Raw genomic sequence first — 16977 nt, 5'->3', positions numbered from 1 at the left:
GGCCTGTGCGGTAAACGCTGTTCAGATGCGATGATGGTGAGAAAAAGAGGGACGTTGTCGCAATGGTCGGTGACGGCTGCTGGTCGAACGGAGCGTCGACGGGGGAGCCTGCTCCGGAACGCCGGGGCAGCGCTGGCGAAGCGCCGCCCAGGCCGGCGCGCGCTGTCGGACGCGTACGCCGCGGAGCGATGGGGCCTGGGGGCGCCGGCCGGCGGCAGGGGATTCCGCCGTCCAGCTGAGCTCGCCGGCGGGCCAGCGGCCTCGGCCGGGCAGGGGCGCCTGGCCTCGCGGAGAAATCGGGCGGGGGAGCAGGAAGGCAGAAGCGCGCGGCGCTGTCTGGATGCCTTCCTGTCGGTGCGGGGGAATGCGCTGCGGTGGAATCGGCAGGCCGGGTGTCCAGCCTTCAGCCGCGGTGGGGCCGCGCGAGAGCCGTCGAGACGTTCAGGTGGCGGGGCTCAGCGCCTGCCAGCCCTGGATCACCTCGGCGATGCTCGCGAAGCGGCGGTCCGGGCTGTGCGCCAGACCCCTGTTCACGAACACCTCGATCTCCCGGTCGACCGGCGGAGGCATCAGGCTGCCCAGGCGGCGCGGCGGCGTCCTCGTCTTGAGATCGGCGAGCATCATCAGATTGCGCGCGGCGTAGGGGAGCTCGCCGGTGAGCGCGTGAAAGATCACCGTCATGGCCGCATAGAGGTCGGCCCGGTGATCCACCGTCTTCCCCTTCGTGAGCTGCTCGGGCGGCGCGAACCTGAAATCGCCCAGACACCGGCTCGGTAACGTCGGCGCCGCGTCGGAGAGCCCGGGAGGGAGCTTGCACGAGCCGAGATCCAGGAGCGTCAGCCGCTCGCCGTCAGGACCCTGGTCGAGGAGCACGTTCGCGGAGCTGATGTCGCGGTGGATGATGCCAATCTCGTGCAGCTCGGCGACCGCCGACCAGAGCTGCTCGCCCAGCGGGTGAACGGCGCTGAACGGGAGCGGCCCCTGCCGGGAGATGCGCTCGCTGAGCAGCTCCCCCTCGCGCAGCTCGAACACGAGGAGAGGACCGTGCGCCGGGTCCTTGCCGCCGTCGAGCGAGGGCAGTGTGTGCGGGCCCCGCAGGCGCTCGCACGCCACCGCCTCTCGCCGGAAGCGCGCCTCGGCCTCCTGCTGGGGCATGCGCTCTGGCGTGTTGAGCACGCCTCCCGGCTCCTGGCGCATCGGGGGTTCCCCGAGCACCTTGACCGCGACGCGCCGGCCGGTGCTCGCGTCCTCGGCGCTGAACACCTCACCGAGGCCCTCGCGGCGGAGATGACGTACCACGCGGTAGCGCTGGAGCAGAACGGTTCCGGGCACGATTGACAAGAGCGGCCTCCTTCGCTTGACAAAGGGGGTCCAGCGCGTTCCGGTCGCCTCCCCCCTCTCCCCAGACAAGCTCATTTATCACGCAGGCGCGACAGAGGAAGCGCCGCGCGCAGCGTCACCCGACGAAGGGCCCCCGCGCCTTGTTTTTCGGGGCGCGCCGCTTCACATCGGTCGCCCGTCGCACCCGAGGTCGCCTGGACGAAAAAGCCGCGGGGCACGGGACGGGGAAAACTGGGGCGCGCCCGCGGGACAACGGGGCGCAGGCGGTCCGGGGAGCCGGGGCGCTGGCCGCCGGCCGAGGCGCGTCGCGGCGGCGGGAGCGGCCAGCGCCTGGGCCACCACGGCCGCGCCGGTCTCAGCGGCCGGGCCGCGCCGGTGTGCCGCATTGCCCTCGTCGCGCGCCGCCGGAGCGCCGAGCGGGGGCCTCGTCGGAGCGCGCTCCGGTCGACGGCGGTGGAGCACCGGACTGCCCTCGTGGCCGGGGGCCGCCGGCGCTTCGACGCTGCAGAGTTGCCCCTGGCCGCGCTCTCTGGTGACGATGCGCACCGGAGCGCGGCAATCGGTGGTGATTGCATGACGGCGGCGGCGCCTCGCGGCGCCCGCTTCCGGGGACACGCCCGTAACCCCGAACCGCTGGCCATTCAGGTGAACTTCGCGTAGCTCCCACACAGGGCGGACGATCCGGAGCGACGGCAGGCAATGCGAGCGGGAGACGTCATCGACGGCCGGTTCGAGATCATGGAGCTCGCGGGCGCCGGCGGCATGGGCCACGTCTTCCGCTCGCGCGACCTCAAGACCGGCGAGATCATCGCCCTCAAGGTCCTCCAGAACGCCGCCTCCCAGGACTCGAACCGCCTCGCGCGCGAGGCGCAGGCGCTCGCCACGCTGCGGGTGCCCGGGGTGGTGCGGTACATCTCGCACGGCCGCACGGAGCACGGCCACCCCTACCTCGCCATGGAGTGGCTCACCGGCGAGACCCTCTCCCAGCGCCTTGCCCGGCAGGCGTTCACCCTGGAGGAGAGCCTCAAGCTCGCCCGGCGCGTCGCGACCACCCTCGGCTCCGTGCACCGGCTCGGCGTCGTCCACCGCGATCTCAAGCCGAGCAACCTGCTCCTCGTCGGCGGCACCATCGACCGCATCACGCTCATCGATTTCGGCGTCGTCCGGCTGTCCGGCATCGACCAGCAGCTCACCATGCCCGGCGCCATCCTCGGCACCCCCGGCTACATGGCGCCGGAGCAGGCCCGCGGCGAGGCGCATGTCGACGCGCGCGCCGACGTCTTCGCGCTCGGCTGCCTGCTCTACAAGTGCATCTCGGGGCGCGCCCCGTTCCGCGGCGCGCGCGGGCTCGCCGTGCTCGTCAAGGTGCTGATCGAGGAGCCGCCGTCGCTCCGGTGGCTCCGCGACGACGTGCCCGAGGCGCTCGACGCGCTGGTCCAGCGGATGCTGTCGAAGTCGCCCGAGGGGCGGCCGAGCGACGGCAACGCGGTCGCGATCGAGCTCGCCGGGCTCATGGATCCCGCGGCGATCTCCGTCCGCCCGCCCGCGATGTCCGTCCGCCCGCCGGAGCTCACGACCGGCGAGCGCAAGGTGATGTGCCTCGTCCTCGCGCGCGACGGCCTCTCCGCCGCCGATCCGTCCCCCCCTGAGGTCGACGAGCAGGCGCGCGCGCAGGCGCTCTCGACCACGGCGGCGCGCTACAAGGGCCAGCTCGAGCTCGTCGACGCGCGGCTGCCGCTCGTCGTGCTGTCCGGCGCGGGCGCGACGACCGACCTCGCGGCCCGGGCCGCCCGCTGCGCGCTCGCCGTCCAGGCGCTCCTCGGCGGCGCGCCGGTCGCGGTCGTCACGGGCAGGGCGGAGATCGCCTCGCGCATGCCGATCGGCGACCTCATCGATCGCGTGGTCCAGCTGCTCCCCGAGGGCCGCGCGACGTCCCGCGGGCCTGCGATCCGCATCGACGAGGTGACGGCGGGCCTGCTCGGCGCGCGGTTCGAGATCACGTCCGACGGGGGCGGCCCCTGGCTCCACGGCGCGCGCGAGGAGCCGGAGGCGCCGCCCCACGTGCTCGGCAAGGCGACGTCGTGCGTCGGGCGCGAGCGGGAGCTCGCGCTGATCCGGGATGAGCTCGCCCGCTGCATCGAGGAGTCGACCCCGAGCGTCGTGCTCGTCACGGGGCCGGCGGGCATCGGCAAGTCGCGGCTCCGCCACGAGCTCGTCCGCGCGATCCGGGAGGACGGCGAGCCGGTCGAGGTGTGGCTCGGCCAGGTGGATCCGATGAGCGCCGGGTCGGCCTTCGGCCTGCTCGCGCACGCGCTCCGCCGCGCGATCGGCCTCACGGACGCCGAGCCCGTCGAGGAGCGGCGGCGCAAGGTGCGGGCGCGCGTCGAGCGGCACGCGGCGCTCGACGCCGCGCGGGTCGCGCCGTTCCTCGGCGAGCTCGTCGGCGCGCCGTTCCCGGACGACGACGTGCAGCTCCGGGCGGCGCGGCGCAACCCGATGCTCATGGGCGATCAGCTGCGCCTCGCCTGGGAGGACTTCCTGCGCGCCGAGTGCGCGGTGCAGCCGGTCCTCCTCGTGCTCGAGGACCTGCACTGGGGCGACCTGCCCACGGTCACGATGGTCGACGCCGCGCTCCGGAACCTGAAGGACCGGCCGTTCATGGTCATGGCGCTCGGCCGGCCCGAGGTGCACGAGCTCTTCCCGAAGCTGTGGGACGAGCGGCGCGGGCACAAGCTCCGCCTCGCGGGGATCTCGCGCCGATCGAGCGAGCGGCTCGTGCGCCAGGTGCTCGGCGAGCGCGAGAGCCCGGCGCTCGTGGCGACGCTGGTCGAGCGCGCGGACGGCAACGCCTTCTACCTCGAGGAGCAGATCCGCGCGGCGGCGGCGGGCAAGGGCGTTGACCTGCCGGAGACGGTGCTGGCGATGGTGCAGGCGGAGCTCGACGCGCTCGACGTGGGCGCGCGGCGGGCGCTGCGGGCCGGGGCGATCTTCGGCGAGACCTTCTCGCGGAGCGGGGTCGCCGCGCTGGTCGGCCGGGCGGAGGTCGAGCCGCTGCTCGCCGAGCTCGAGGTGCGGGAGCTCATCGTCCGGCGTTCCGTGGAGGGCGCGCCGGAGGCGGCCGAGTACCGGTTCAGGCACGCGCTCGTGCGCGAGGCGGCGTACGGGATGCTGACCGATCACGATCGCCGCCTCGGCCACCGGCTCGCCGGCGAGTGGCTCGAGCGGACGGGCGTGGCGGATCCGATGGCCCTGGCCGAGCATTTCGAGCGCGGCGGCGAGCCGGCGCGGGCCGCGGCGGCGACCCTGCGCGCGGCCGAGCAGGCGCTGCTCGGGAGCGACCTGGGCGCGGCGATCGAGCGCGTCGAGCGCGGGATCGCGCGCGGCGCCTCGAAGGCGACGGCCGGGGCGCTGCGGCTCTGCCAGGCGGAGGCGCACCTCTGGCGCGGCGAGTTCGCGCTGGCGGAGCGGCGGGGCACCGAGGCCCTGGAGCGGCTCGCGCCCGGCTCGGCGCCGTGGTTCTCGGCGCTCACGCAGGTGATCCTCGCGGCCTCGAAGCGCGGCAACCACGACCAGGTCGAGGGCCTGCTGCGCCTGGCGCAGGGCACCGAGGCGCGGCGGTCGGCGCGCCCCGCGCGCAGCGTGTGCCTGTGCGCGGGCGCCGGGCGGCTCGTGTTCGGAGGGCGGTACCAGCTCGCGGACGAGCTGCTCGACGGGATCGAGCAGGACGCCGAGGAGACCGAGCAGGAGGTCGAGGTGCTGGCGCGGCTCCACGAGGCGCGCGCGTACCGGGCGATGGCGGTCGGCGATCCCGGCGCGTGCCTCGCGGGCTTCGAGGCGGCGCTCGCGGCGTTCGAGCACGCTGGGGATCGGCGCAACGCCTGCTGGGCGAGGAACAACCTGGGCTCCTGCTACGCGGAGCTCGGCGATTTCGAGGGCGCCGACGCGGCGCTGCGCGCGTCGCTCGCGGACGCGGAGCGGATGGGCCTGTCGGACGTCCGGCTCGGCGCGCTCCTCAACCTCGGTCCGGTGCTCGCGCAGCGGGGCCTCGTCGAGGAGGCGCAGCGGACGGCGGAGGAGGCGATCGCGACGTCCCAGCGCCTCGGCGACGCGCGCGGGGAGGGCGCCGGGCGGGCGTGCCTCGCGAGGATCGTGCTCCAGGCGGGCGATCTCGAGGGGGCCGAGCGCGAGGCGCGCGCCGCGGTCGCGATCCTGTACGGCGCGCCGCCCCTGCGGGCCTTCGCGTACGCGGTGCTCGGGCGGGCGCTGCTCGACGCGGGGCAGGCGGTGGACGCGCTCGCGGCGACGACCGAGGCGCTCTGCCTGCTGGAGTCGATGGGGGCCGAGGTGGGCGAGTCGCTTGTGCGCCTCTCGCACGCCGAGGCGCTCTCGGCCTGCGGCCACCGGCGGGAGGCGATGATGGCGATCGCCTCGGCGCGGGAGCGCCTGCTCGAGCGGGCGCGGAAGATCGGCGATCCGGTGTGGCGCGGGAAGTTCCTCGGCAACGTGCCGGACAACGTGGCCACGCTCGAGCTGGAGCGGACGTGGCTGGAGGCCTAGGGCCTAGGCCGCGCTCAGAGGAACTCGCAGAGGTAGCCGGCGGGCTGGGTGGCCCTGACGTCGAAGCCGCTCTTGCCTGCCACCTCGAACGACGTCCCTGCCGGATAGGCGCGCCACTCCGTGGAGCCGTCGACGCGGATCGCGAGCTCGCCGGCGACAACCGTCATCCGCTCCGGCGCGTCGGTCGAGAAGTGGAACTCGCCGGTGTCGATGACACCCACCGTCTGCCGGCGCCCGTGGCGCTCGAAGCCGACGCTCTGGACGTTGCCGTTGAAGTAGCTGTTGTGCTTGAGCATGGCGCCCTCCTACCGCGTCCCGCCGCGAGAGACCAGCGCGCTCGCGTCGCCGTGCGCGCCTTCACCAGGCTCCCCTTGCGGGGCTCCGCTCGGCTCGGTGGCGGGGATGCCCGCGTCGTCCTCCTGCGGAGCCTGCGGCTTGCTGTTCGCGTAGCGCTTGCCGGCGCGGCTCGAGGCCCGGAGCACGGGCCCGCGGATGATCTCGATATCGCGCGCCGGAGCGCGGGAGAGCTCGAGGTTGGAGAGCACGAGCGCCACGATCTTGAACCACTGGCTGCGCGCGGCCTGGATCGTGGTCTTGCTGGCGGGGGCGGTTGTCTCGGCGGCCTCGAGCTCCGCGCGGGCGCGCTCGAGCGTCTGCAGCTCCCGGCCCTTGGCGAGCCAGCGCTTCACGACATCGAGCTGCGACGCTTTTCCGTGGGCGGGGATCGACCTGAGGAAGTTGCCGACGGCTGGCTCGTCCTCGAGGAGGCGGGCGATGCGCGTGGTGTTGCCCGCCTCGGCGAGCATCGAGGCGTTGACGATGGACAGGCCGCCCGGGAAGAGCTGCTTCTGGACGGCATCACACTGCGCGGCGCGGGCGGCGTCCGAGGGCGCTTCGGCGAGGCAGAGCTCGCGGTGCGCGTCGATACCGTAGGAGACGGCCCGCGCGAGGTGGTCGTGGCGCCGGTCGACCTCGCTGGTCTCGTCGAAGATGGCGCGCAGCTTCGGCGACATGCGGCCTCCGCGGCTGCTCGGCTGGACCGCGAGCACTGCCTCGTGGGCCTCGACGACCCGCGGGTAGAGCGCCGCGATCTCGGGGATCGCCAGGAACAGCCGGCGCTGCTCCGGGTCCTCGACCCACGGGGAGAGGAGCGCGACCATCTCGTCGATATTCAGATGCTTCAGCATGAGAGAGACACCTCCTGATGGGGTGAGAAGGGCAATGCCTGAGGGCGCATTGCTGAGGAACAGGCAAAGGAAGTCCTGTCGTGTCGTCCGTCAAGGGCGGCGCTGCGCCGGTTTCGTGCGGTGTTCGTGCGGAAGCTGGGCTCTTGCACGCGGTTTGAAGCGTCCGGAATGGGGGGAGGGTAAGGGCGGTGGGGCTCGAGGGGGGTGTCTCGGGCTGGAGATCGCCTTGGGAGGCGGGCGGGTCGATGCGGGATCGAGAAAGACGGTCTCGGAAAGCGGCGCGCAGAGGTCGCGACGTGGCGGTGTCGCTTCGGGAGCGTGGCGGGCGGGTGCGGGACCGAGAGGGGCGGCCTCGGACGGCAGCGCGGAGAGGTCGCGACGTGCCGGCGTCGCTTCGGAAAGGGGAGCGGGTCGGTGTGGGACCGAGGCGGGTGGCCTCGGAAGGCGGCGCGGAGAGGTCACGACGTGGCGGAGCCGGCTCGGGGGGGTGGCGGGTCGATCCAGGATCGAAACGGATGGCCTCGGGAGGGGGGCCGAGTCGATCCGGGATCGCCTTGGATGGGGTGAGGGACCGGGAGCAGGGGCGGCCACGGATCCTTGCGCTGGTGTCGTCCCCCGCTTGCGCGGACGGCCCCGGAGCACCCTATTCGGCGCCGCTGTCGTCCTTGAAGGCAGCGTCCGAGAAGACAGGCACGAGGCGAGCCTCGACCTCGCGCAGGAACGCGGCGAGGCCGTTGTCGTTGCCTCGCTGGCGCAGGTGGCCGAGGTCCGGCTCGGTCCAGCACCGCGCCTCGCGCTCGTGCTCGCCTCCGGTGAGGCGATCGAGGACGCGCTTTGGGCTCTTCTTCGCCGTCTTGCTCGATGCGTCGAGCTCGTGCGATCTGGCGGCGGGGTCGAACCCGAGCTCCTTCCGTAGGGCAGCGAGCGATGCCTCCTCTTGCTTGCCCTCCGGGACGAAGCCGGCGAGCACCCAGCACTCCCGCATCGGATGGGCGACGCCGAGGAGCACCTCGAAGGGCCAGGCGGCGTCATCTCGAGCCTGCTCCAGGCCTCGCCGGCGCTCGGCGTCCTTGCCGTCGCTGTCACGCACCAGAACGACGGCCCGGGGCTGCGGATCACACGCAACGAAACAACGAAGCGCGAGCACGGCCGTCCGAGCGTCCTTGAGGGCCGGCTCTCCGCCGAAATGCCCGTGCCTTCGCGGCACCCGCTGTTGGTGCACCGTGCTCCAGGTGACGAACGCCGCGCTGGCATCAAGCCCGCAGAAGGTTCGAGCACGCGCGAGCTTGCCTGCGAGGGCGGGGACCTCGTTCACGAGGACCCGATCGACGAGGCCGGGCACCGTCCTCGCGTCATCCGGCCCTTCGACCACCATCCCGAGGAGACGAGCGGCCACGCTCATTCGTTTGCCCGAACCGCGCTTGCCCGCTGCGCGACCCAGTCCTCGCCCACGAAGCTCCAGAGCTCGCCGGAGCGCGTCGTGCTCTTCCACCGGTCGAAATCGGGGTGATCGGCGAGCGGGGCGCAGGCGGTGGAGCCATCGGGCAGGAGCGCCGTGAGGAGCACGTCTTCCGCGTCGAAGTGATCCAGCAGGTACGGCGAGTGGCTCGTGGCGATGACCTGAAGCTCAGGCGAGAGCTCCAGGATCCTTCGAATCTGTGCGACCAGCTCCTCTTGCGCGCGCGGATGGAGCGCCTTGTCGATGTCGTCGAGGAGCAGCAGCCTGGGTTTGGGATCCATCCACAGCGCGGTCAGCAGGCCGATCACCAGCAGGGTGCCCTCGCTCGCGAGCGGCGCCGGGACGTCCGGAGCACCCTTGAAATCGAGCACGAGCTGCTGGCCCCAGTAGGAGCGATCGATGGAGCGCTCGACCGCTTCGGTACGATCGATGCGGATTTTTTGGTACTCCTGTCGCTGCACCTTGGCGCGACGCGTGCGGATCCGTTCGAGCGCCGGAATCACACGGCGCGCTGCCTCCTGGATCGACTGGAACGCCTCGGGGGTGCGCGCTGCCGCGTCCGCCAGCACCGAAGCCAGGTCGCTACCATCCGTCGTGAGGCGAGGCGTTTCTTCCTCGCTGTAGGACGGCGCGGCAAGCGCCCGGACATCCAGCCGGAGCTTGCGCGCGGAGCCGAGTTCGCTGGCAAGCTCCGCCATCTCGGGGAGAACGTGTGCTCGCAGCACGTTTTTCCTGCCTAGGGATCGTTGATGCTTCTGCTGCGGGTCGGTCGGCCTTGCGGGTTGCGCTCCCTCTTTTGTCTCGGATGTCTCCTCGGCGGCATCACCCCAGCGCCGAGCGACGGTCCCGTGCCAGCTGGCGTCGCCGTTCAGGTCGTCCTCGGACTCGACGACGATCCCAACCGCCGCGTTCACATCATGGAAGCTACCGGCAGCCGCGAGCCTCATGGGCCCGATACTGCCGCGGCTCTTCAGGTTCGGAGGGGCAAATGCCCCGTGCATGATCCGCGCAAGCGGACTTCGCGTTGCCTGCGCCAGGTAGTGCAGCCCGTCGAGGATACTCGTCTTGCCGGAACCGTTCGGCCCGACGATGACCATGAAGCGCCCGAGGTGAGCATCAACCCTGCGCAGGGATTTGAAGTTGGTGAACGAGACCTGCTGGATCATGGTTGTCGCCGCCTGCAACGTGCCGCGCCGCGTCGCCGAGGTTCTTTGGGCACCGACTTGGGTATATACCCAAACGCCGGCAGAAGAGACGACCGAGCGGGCTCTGTTCACCGCCCCTTTCTGCCCCCGCTCAGCCCCCCGCGCCGATCGGCAGCCGCAGCGCGACCTCGAGCCCGCCGCCGTCCGCGTTCCTCGCCTCGACCTCGCCGCCGTGGATCCGCACCGCCCGCTGCGTGATGGCCAGCCCGATCCCCGTGCCGCCCGCGCCGCGGGCCCTGTGGTCGTCGACCCGGTAGAACGGCTTCCAGAGGTCCCCGAGAGCGCCCTCCGGGACGCCCGGGCCGCGATCGCGGACGCGCACCTCGGCCGTCCCGCCGGAGCACTCGAGATCGACGCGGACCGCGGTGCCCGGCTCGGTGAAGCGCACCGCGTTGCGCACGACGTTCTCGATGGCGCGCCGGAGGAGCTCCTCGTTCCCGTCCAGCGAGCACGCGTCGCGCGCCCCGAGCTCGACCGAGCAACCCCGCTGCTCGGCCTCGAACGCGGCGTCGTCGACCAGTTGCTCGAGGAGGGCCGTGAGATCGACCCGCTCGGTGCGCTCCATGCCGCGGCCCGACTCCAGCCGGCTCAGCGTGAGCAGCTCGCCGATCATCCCGTTGAGCCGCTCCGTCTCCCGCTCGATCCGGTCGAACGCGGGCTCCACGTCCGGCGGCGAGCGCCGGCGGACGAGCTCGAGCGCGATGTTGAGCCGCGCGAGCGGCGACCTGAGCTCGTGCGAGACGTCGCGAAGGAGCCGGCGCTGCGTCTCCAGGAGCTCGTCGATGCGCTCGGCCATCCGGTCCATGTCGCGCCCGAGCGCCAGCGTCTCGCCGTCCGCGCCCGCGAGCTTCTGCGCGACGCGCACCGAGAGATCACCCGCGGCCATCCGCTGCGTGGCGCCGCGCAGGATGCGGATCGGACGGGACAGGTACCGCGCGAGGAGCACCGCGACGAGCCCGGTGACGGCGACGATCGCGAGGAGCCGCTGGGGCAATGTCTCCGGCACGATGAAGAACATCCACGGCGACCGGACCGGACCGGCCGCGACCGCGGCGAGGGCAGGGTCGCGGCGCAGGACGACCGCGACGAGCTCCCGCTCCTGGCCGACCTCGATGGAAATGCCGTCGGCCGAGCGCCTCGCCCTGTCCTCGACGAGCGGCGCGCCCTCAATGGGCTCGCCCATCACGAGCGCGCCGGCCCGGTAGACCGCGACGCGCTGATCCCGCGGATCGAGCGGCGCGAGGCGCTGCTCGCAGCCGGGGAGCCCGTCCCGCGCGCACGCGAGCGCGCCCTCCGCCCGGAGCTCGACGCTGCGCGTGTTCAGGCGGCGGCGCAGCCCGCTCGGCTCGGCGGAGAACGCCCAGCCGTGGATCACCGCGAGCAGGCCGACGAGCAGCGCCATGGCGAGCCACAGCGAGACGAGGAGGCGCAAAAAGAGGCTCTTCACGGCCGCCCTCCGGGGAAGAAGCGCTTCACGCGCGCTCCCGCGCGAGGATGTAGCCCGCGTTGCGGACCGTCTTGATGCGCTCGCCGCCGCCCGGCCCAGGCCCGAGCTTGCGGCGCAGGTTCGAGACGTGCATGTCGATGCCGCGGTCGTACGCCGCGAGCCGGCGTCCGAGGACGCGCCGCGCGAGATCCTCGCGCGAGACAACCGTCCCCGCCTGCCGCGCCAGGACCTCGAGCAGGTCGAACTCGGCCGTGGTGAGCCGGACCTCCTCGCCGCGGACACGGACGCGCCGCGCGGCGGGGAGCACCTCGAGATCGTCGACCGTCAGCGCGCCCTGCGCCTCGGCGGCGGAAGGACCGGCCGCCGCGCCCGGCCCAGCCGCCGCGCCGGCGTGAGAGGCGCGCCGGTGGAGCGCGCGCACGCGGGCGACCAGCTCGCGCGGGTTGAACGGCTTCGGCAGGTAGTCGTCCGCGCCCATCTCGAGGCCGACGATGCGGTCGACGTCCTCGCCCCGCGCGGTGAGCATCAGGACGGGGACGCGCGAGCTCTGCCGCAGCCGCGTGAGGACCTCGAACCCGTTGAGCCCAGGCAGCATCACGTCGAGCACCACGAGCGTGAAGGGCCTCTCCCTCTCCTCCTGCGCGCGCGCGAGGCCGGAGATCGCGTCGCGCGCGCTCTCCACCGCGTAACCCTCCTGACCGAGCAGCTCGGCCAGGAGCTCGCAGAGCTCGGCGTCGTCGTCGATGACCAGGATCTGGGGCGGATCCGCCATGTCGCGACTGTAGCGCGGCTGTCGCACCGCCGTGTAAGGCCTGGTCAAGAGGCGTCTTGACGAATCTTTACACGACCAGGACACCTCTTGAGACACTGCCCTCTAGCTTGCGGTGCATGACGTTCTCTCGCTCCGTTCCCTTGCCGTGGCTGGCGTCTCTCGCCCTCGCCGCCACGTGCTCGCTGAGCGTCGCGGCGCGCGCCGAGACGCTCACCGCCGAGGAGGCGGTCCGCCGCGCCGCCTCCCAGAACCCGTCCCTCCGAGCGGCGCTGCTCGAGGCCACCGCGGCGCGGCAGGCCGTCGCCGCCGAGGAAGGCGCCCGCAAGCCCACGCTCTCGGCCTCGGTGACCGGAGATTACAAGGAGCCGTTCCACAACGGAGCCGACCCCGTCGACGCTGATGGCGACGGAGTTCCCGACACCGATGCAAACGACAAACCACTCACCATTCCCATGCTCAAGCGCTCGAGCACCACGTCCGTCACGTCGGACGTGGCGCTCCGGTACACGACCGACGTCGGGACGAGCCTCGAGGTGGGCGCGTCGGCGCGCTCGGGGACCCCGGGCCCGAACTACGGCGCGCAGGCCTACGTCTCCGCGCGGCAGCCGCTCCTGCGGGGGGCCGGGACCGACGCGGTCCTCGCGCCGTACGCGCAGGCGCAGGCGTCGGCCGTCGCCGCGGAGCAGGAGCGCGAGCTCGCCGCGAGCCAGACAGCGCTCGACGTGCTCGGGGCGTACTGGGAGCTCTGGTACGCGGAGCAGGCGATCGTCGTGCAGGAGCAGGCGCTCGCGGCCGCACAGCGGCTGCTCGCCGACGCGAAGGCGCGCGCCGAGACCCTCGGCACCGGAACGAAGGTGGACGTCCTGCGCTTCTCGACCTCGGCCGCGTCGATCGCGGATTCGCTGTCGCAGGCGCGGGCGACGCGGGCGGCGCGGGCCATCGCGCTCGGGCGCGCGCTCGGCATGGCCCCGGCGAGCGCGGCGTCGCTCGCCCCGACCGGCGCGCCGCCGTCGCTCGGGGCCCTGCCGTCGGCCGACGCGCTCGTGCGCGCGGCGAGCGAGCGGTCCCTGGAGCTCGCGGCCCTGCGCGCCGACCTCGACGCGCAGCGCGCGCGGGTGAGCGCGGCGGAGGACGCGGACCAGATCCGCCTCGACCTGTTCGCGATGGCCTCGATGGACGGGCAGTGGGTGCGCGACGGCCTGCCGGGGCTCTCGCTGCCGGGCGGCCGGCCGGCGTTCGGGGTGCTGGGCGGGATCGAGATCGAGCTGCCGCTCGGCGGCGGGCGGGCGTCCGCGGACGCGGCCCGCGCGCGGACGCAGCTCGCGGCCGCGGAGGCGCGGTACCAGGCGCGCGCCGAGGCGATCGCGGCCGACGTGAGCTCGCTGCGCGCGAGCCTCGAGGCCGCGGCCGAGCAGGTCGCGCTGGCCACCGAGACGGCGCGCATGGCGGGCGAGCTGGCCGAGGCCGAGCGCCAGCGGCTCTCGCTCGGGACCGCGACGTCGGCGGACGTGGTGCAGGCGGAGCAGACGCGGAGGGAGGCGGAGCTGCGCAGGCTGCGGGCGGCGGTGACGGAGCTGACGTCGCGCCTCCAGCTCGATCACGAGACGGGCGCGCTGCTCGTCCGCTTCGCGTCGGTGCTCCCCAGGAGGTCGTCATGAACAGGAACAAGAAGCGCTACCTGATGTCCGGCGTGGCCGCGTTGGCCGTGGCGAGCTTCGCGATCGGCGGGTACGCCTGGTACAAGCAGCCCGAGAAGACCCCCGCCGGCCCGACCGTCGAGATCCGCCGCGGGAACCTGACCGAGACCGCGGCCGCGTCCGGGAAGATCGAGCCCGACGTGCAGGTCGAGGTGAAGTCGCGCGCCCCGGGCCAGGTCATCGAGGTCCTCGTGAAGGAGGGCGATACGGTCGAGGCAGGGCAGCTCCTCGTGCGCCTGGACCCGACGGACGCGGAGCGCGACCTCGCCGCGGCGCGCGTGGCGCGCGACCGCGTGAAGGCCGATCTCGCCGCGGCGAACGCGTCGGTCGCGGTCGCCGAGCTCGAGCGCAAGAACAGCCAGGCGAGCCAGGAGGTCGCCGAGAAGAGCGCGGAGATGGGCCTCGGGTCAACCGACGCGGCCCGCACGGCGGCGCACTCGACGAAGGTCGCGGGCGCGAACATCACGCTGCGGCGGGCGCAGCTGAACGCGACGCAGGCGCAGCTCAAGACGGCCGAGCTGGCGGTGCAGGACGCCGAGCTGCGGCTCAAGGAGACGCAGATCTACGCGCCGATCGCCGGGACGGTGCTCGACGTGGCCGTGGAGAAGGGGACGCTCGTCTCGTCGGCGCTCACCAACGTGAGCGGCGGCAGCGCCGTGATGACGCTCGCCGATCTGTCGAACCTGCGCATCGTCGGCGCGATCGACGAGGCGCAGATCGGGCGCGTCGCGCCGGGGCAGCGGGTCGACATCCGCGTCGACGCCTACGGGGACCGGGTGTTCCAGGGCGTCGTCGACCGGGTGAGCCCGCTCGGCAAGGAGGTGTCGAGCGTCGTGACGTTCGACGTCGAGATCGTCGTCAACGACAAGGACGCGTCGCTGCTCCGGTCGGGGATGAGCGCGGACGTGGAGATCGTGACCGCGGAGCAGAAGGACGTGCTGCTCGTGCCGCTCCTGGCCGTGCAGTCGCATGGCAAGCGGCGGTTCGTGCGGCTCGCGAACGGCGAGGAGCGGCCGATCCAGACCGGGGCGACGGACGGCTCGCGGATGGTCGTGACCGAGGGCCTGAGCGAGGGCGACGACGTGCTCGCGAGCGCGCCCGCCGCGACCGCGGCGGGGCCGCAGGGGCAGGGGCAGCGGCAGGGCGGCGGCCAGAACCCGATGCGGGGGATGGGCATGGGGATGGGCGCAGGCCGAGGAGGGCGCTGAGATGGACGTCCCGGTCCTCGTGAGCGGGCTCTCGAAGGTGTACCACGCCGATCGCGAGGACCTCGCGGTGCGGGCGGTCGACCGGATCGGCTTCGAGGTGCGCCGGGGCGAGTCGGTCGCGATCATCGGGCCCTCCGGCTGCGGGAAGTCGAGCCTGCTGAACATCCTCGGGTGCCTGGATCGGCCGACGGAGGGCGTGTACCGGCTCGGGGGGCGCAACGTGGCGGAGCTCGACGACGACGAGCTCGCGGCGCTCAGGAACCGCCACATCGGGTTCGTGTTCCAGAGCTTCAACCTGCTGCCGCGGATGACGGCGGCGGAGAACGTCGAGCTGCCGCTGCTCTACGGGGCGGTGAAGAACAGCCGCGCGCTCGCGGAGGGCGCGCTCGAGCGCGTGGGGCTCGCGGCGCGCGCGCGGCACCTGCCGTCGGAGCTCTCCGGCGGGCAGCGGCAGCGCGTGGCGATCGCGCGGGCGATCGTGACGCGGCCGTCGATCCTGCTGTGCGACGAGCCGACGGGCGCGCTCGACAGCAAGACGGGGCGCGACGTGCTGGAGCTGCTCCTGTCGCTGAACGCGGACGGGACGACGCTGATCATGGTGACCCACGACCTCGGCGTGGCGCGGTCGCTCTCGCGCGCCATCCACATGAGGGACGGGCACATCGTGGCCGACGGGCCTTCGGCCGACGTGGTGTCGGCGTTCCACGCGGGCGAGATGGAGGCGGCATGCTGATCAAGGAGACGGCGAAGAGCGCGTGGCGCTCGCTCGCCTCGAACCGCCTGCGGACGCTGCTGACGATGCTCGGCATGATCATCGGGACCGCGGCCGTCGTGGCGGTGCTCGGGATCGGGGAGGGCGCGCGCAGCAGCGTCGAGGGGCGGATCCGGTCGCTCGGCGCGAACCTGCTGATGGTGCGCCCGGGTTCCGCGTCGGCGAGCGGGGTCCGGTCGGGCACGGTGAAGACGCTGACCGAGGACGACGCCGAGGCGCTCAAGGGGCTCGACGGCGTGGCGGCGGTCGCGCCGGAGCGGAGCGGCAGCGCGCAGCTGCGGTACATGGCGAGCAACCTGAACGCGTCCGTGACGGGGATCACGCCGGCGTACCTCGAGGTCCGCTCTCTTTCGGTGGCGAGCGGCGTCTCGTTCTCCGACCTGGACGAGCAGCAGCGGGCGCGCGTGGTCGTGCTCGGGGCAAACGTCGCGCGGCAGCTCTACGCGGCCAACGTGAGCGCCTCGCCGCTCGGGACGCGGCTCCAGATCAACGGGAACGCGTTCCGGGTGGTCGGGGTGCTGGCGGAGAAGGGGTCGGGCATGGGCTCGCCGGACGACGGGGTGTTCGTGCCGCTGTCGACGCACCGGTCGGTGCTGTTCGGGCAGGATCACCTGTCGACGATCTCGCTGCAGCTGGCGAGCGAGGATCGGTCCGACATGGTGATCGCGCAGCTCGAGCAGCTGCTGCGCCTGCGCCACCGGCTGCGCGCGGATCAGCCGAGCGACTTCGAGGTGCGGTCGCAGGCCGAGATGCTGGCGACGATGGGGCAGATCACGGGCACCTTCACGATGCTGCTCGGCAGCGTGGCGGCCGTGTCGCTGATCGTGGGTGGAATCGGGATCATGAACATCATGCTGGTCTCGGTGCGGGAGCGGACGCGCGAGATCGGCGTGCGGATGGCGGTGGGGGCGCGGCGCGGGGACATCCTGAGGCAGTTCCTTGTCGAGGCGGTCGTCGTGTCGCTCGCGGGCGGCGTGGCCGGGGTGGGCCTCGGGTACGGGGCGGCGGTGCTGCTGTCGCGGTTCGGGGAGTGGGCCACCATCGTGCCGACGTACGCGGTCGGGCTCGCGCTCGGGGTGTCGATCCTCATCGGGATCACGTTCGGCGTGGGCCCGGCGAGGCGCGCGTCGAGGCTCGATCCGGTGGAGGCGCTGCGGTTCGAGTGAGCGGCGATGGGGGCGGCACGGGTCGAAGGCGCGCGTCTCGGGCGTGCGGGACGAACAACCAAACTGACCAGCACACATGACCGCCGGTCGTCGTCCCGAGAGCCGAACTCGCTGGCCTGAAGGAGATTCGTTCCCGCCGCCCGCGCCCATCGCGAGGGAATGCAGA

The 16977-nt window shown here is 73.0% G+C and carries 12 protein-coding genes; 5 read left to right on the top strand and 7 right to left on the bottom strand.

Annotated elements, in window-relative coordinates; genetic code table 11:
* Nucleotides 1-441: 441 nt before the first annotated feature.
* A complete protein-coding gene (locus tag WMF34_RS24860; protein ID WP_231864235.1) occupies nt 442-1332 on the bottom strand; it encodes a serine/threonine-protein kinase in 891 nt (296 codons plus the stop codon).
* 708 nt (nt 1333-2040) lie between these two features.
* Here WMF34_RS24860 and WMF34_RS24855 point away from each other — a divergent pair.
* Entirely contained in the window at nt 2041-5898 is a 3858-nt protein-coding gene (locus WMF34_RS24855) for a serine/threonine-protein kinase (protein WP_437989324.1), read from the top strand.
* Between the two features lie 14 nt (nt 5899-5912).
* On the opposite strand, the gene WMF34_RS24850 is transcribed toward WMF34_RS24855, so the two are convergent.
* The 6 genes from WMF34_RS24850 to WMF34_RS24825 all read right to left on the bottom strand — a co-directional run bounded on the left by WMF34_RS24850 (nt 5913) and on the right by WMF34_RS24825 (nt 11968).
* Nucleotides 5913-6194 carry a pyrimidine/purine nucleoside phosphorylase gene (locus WMF34_RS24850; RefSeq protein ID WP_012237462.1) on the bottom strand — a complete coding sequence of 94 codons (282 nt, stop codon included), beginning with the start codon at nt 6192-6194 and terminating at the stop codon, nt 5913-5915.
* Between the two features lie 9 nt (nt 6195-6203).
* The gene (locus WMF34_RS24845) at nt 6204-7085 is read right to left on the bottom strand and encodes a hypothetical protein (protein ID WP_437989323.1); all 882 of its coding nucleotides are present in this window, start codon (nt 7083-7085) and stop codon (nt 6204-6206) included.
* Between the two features lie 643 nt (nt 7086-7728).
* Nucleotides 7729-8481 (bottom strand): hypothetical protein, encoded by a 753-nt coding sequence (locus WMF34_RS24840; RefSeq protein WP_437989322.1) that lies wholly within the window; start codon nt 8479-8481, stop codon nt 7729-7731.
* A gap of 2 nt (nt 8482-8483) precedes the next feature.
* Nucleotides 8484-9710, bottom strand: a complete 1227-nt coding sequence (locus WMF34_RS24835; RefSeq protein WP_437989321.1) for an AAA family ATPase — start codon at nt 9708-9710, stop codon at nt 8484-8486.
* A gap of 130 nt (nt 9711-9840) precedes the next feature.
* A complete protein-coding gene (locus tag WMF34_RS24830; protein ID WP_437989320.1) occupies nt 9841-11196 on the bottom strand; it encodes an ATP-binding protein in 1356 nt (451 codons plus the stop codon).
* A gap of 25 nt (nt 11197-11221) precedes the next feature.
* The gene (locus tag WMF34_RS24825) at nt 11222-11968 is read right to left on the bottom strand and encodes a response regulator transcription factor (protein ID WP_437989319.1); all 747 of its coding nucleotides are present in this window, start codon (nt 11966-11968) and stop codon (nt 11222-11224) included.
* A 116-nt stretch (nt 11969-12084) separates the two neighbouring features.
* Here WMF34_RS24825 and WMF34_RS24820 point away from each other — a divergent pair, with 116 nt between their 5' ends.
* Genes WMF34_RS24820 through WMF34_RS24805 form a run of 4 tightly spaced genes read left to right on the top strand, consistent with a single transcriptional unit; the run spans nt 12085 to nt 16811 of the window.
* Nucleotides 12085-13626 carry a TolC family protein gene (locus tag WMF34_RS24820; RefSeq protein ID WP_231864233.1) on the top strand — a complete coding sequence of 514 codons (1542 nt, stop codon included), beginning with the start codon at nt 12085-12087 and terminating at the stop codon, nt 13624-13626.
* A complete protein-coding gene (locus tag WMF34_RS24815) occupies nt 13623-14873 on the top strand; it encodes an efflux RND transporter periplasmic adaptor subunit (protein WP_012237456.1) in 1251 nt (416 codons plus the stop codon). Before WMF34_RS24820 ends, WMF34_RS24815 begins: the two co-directional genes overlap by 4 nt.
* 1 nt (nt 14874) lies before the next feature.
* Complete coding sequence (locus tag WMF34_RS24810; RefSeq protein ID WP_437989318.1) at nt 14875-15606, top strand: ABC transporter ATP-binding protein; 732 nt, start codon at nt 14875-14877, stop codon at nt 15604-15606.
* Nucleotides 15600-16811 carry an ABC transporter permease gene (locus WMF34_RS24805; RefSeq protein ID WP_012237454.1) on the top strand — a complete coding sequence of 404 codons (1212 nt, stop codon included), beginning with the start codon at nt 15600-15602 and terminating at the stop codon, nt 16809-16811. Before WMF34_RS24810 ends, WMF34_RS24805 begins: the two co-directional genes overlap by 7 nt.
* The last annotated feature ends 166 nt before the right edge of the window (nt 16812-16977 follow it).

It is taken from the genome of Sorangium sp. So ce145, from assembly GCF_051525985.1.
GTDB classification, from domain to species: Bacteria; Myxococcota_A; Polyangia; order Polyangiales; family Polyangiaceae; genus Sorangium; species Sorangium cellulosum_B.
This window is presented reverse-complemented; position numbering and strand designations above follow the sequence as displayed.

Coding starts and splice junctions, on each gene's coding strand:
- WMF34_RS24815 (WP_012237456.1), top strand. CDS start 13,623: ATGAACAGGAACAAGAAGCGCTACCTGATGTCCGGCGTGGCCGCGTTG.
- WMF34_RS24825 (WP_437989319.1), bottom strand. CDS start 11,968: ATGGCGGATCCGCCCCAGATCCTGGTCATCGACGACGACGCCGAGCTC.
- WMF34_RS24810 (WP_437989318.1), top strand. CDS start 14,875: ATGGACGTCCCGGTCCTCGTGAGCGGGCTCTCGAAGGTGTACCACGCC.
- WMF34_RS24820 (WP_231864233.1), top strand. CDS start 12,085: ATGACGTTCTCTCGCTCCGTTCCCTTGCCGTGGCTGGCGTCTCTCGCC.
- WMF34_RS24850 (WP_012237462.1), bottom strand. CDS start 6,194: ATGCTCAAGCACAACAGCTACTTCAACGGCAACGTCCAGAGCGTCGGC.
- WMF34_RS24805 (WP_012237454.1), top strand. CDS start 15,600: ATGCTGATCAAGGAGACGGCGAAGAGCGCGTGGCGCTCGCTCGCCTCG.
- WMF34_RS24845 (WP_437989323.1), bottom strand. CDS start 7,085: ATGCTGAAGCATCTGAATATCGACGAGATGGTCGCGCTCCTCTCCCCG.
- WMF34_RS24855 (WP_437989324.1), top strand. CDS start 2,041: ATGCGAGCGGGAGACGTCATCGACGGCCGGTTCGAGATCATGGAGCTC.
- WMF34_RS24835 (WP_437989321.1), bottom strand. CDS start 9,710: ATGATCCAGCAGGTCTCGTTCACCAACTTCAAATCCCTGCGCAGGGTT.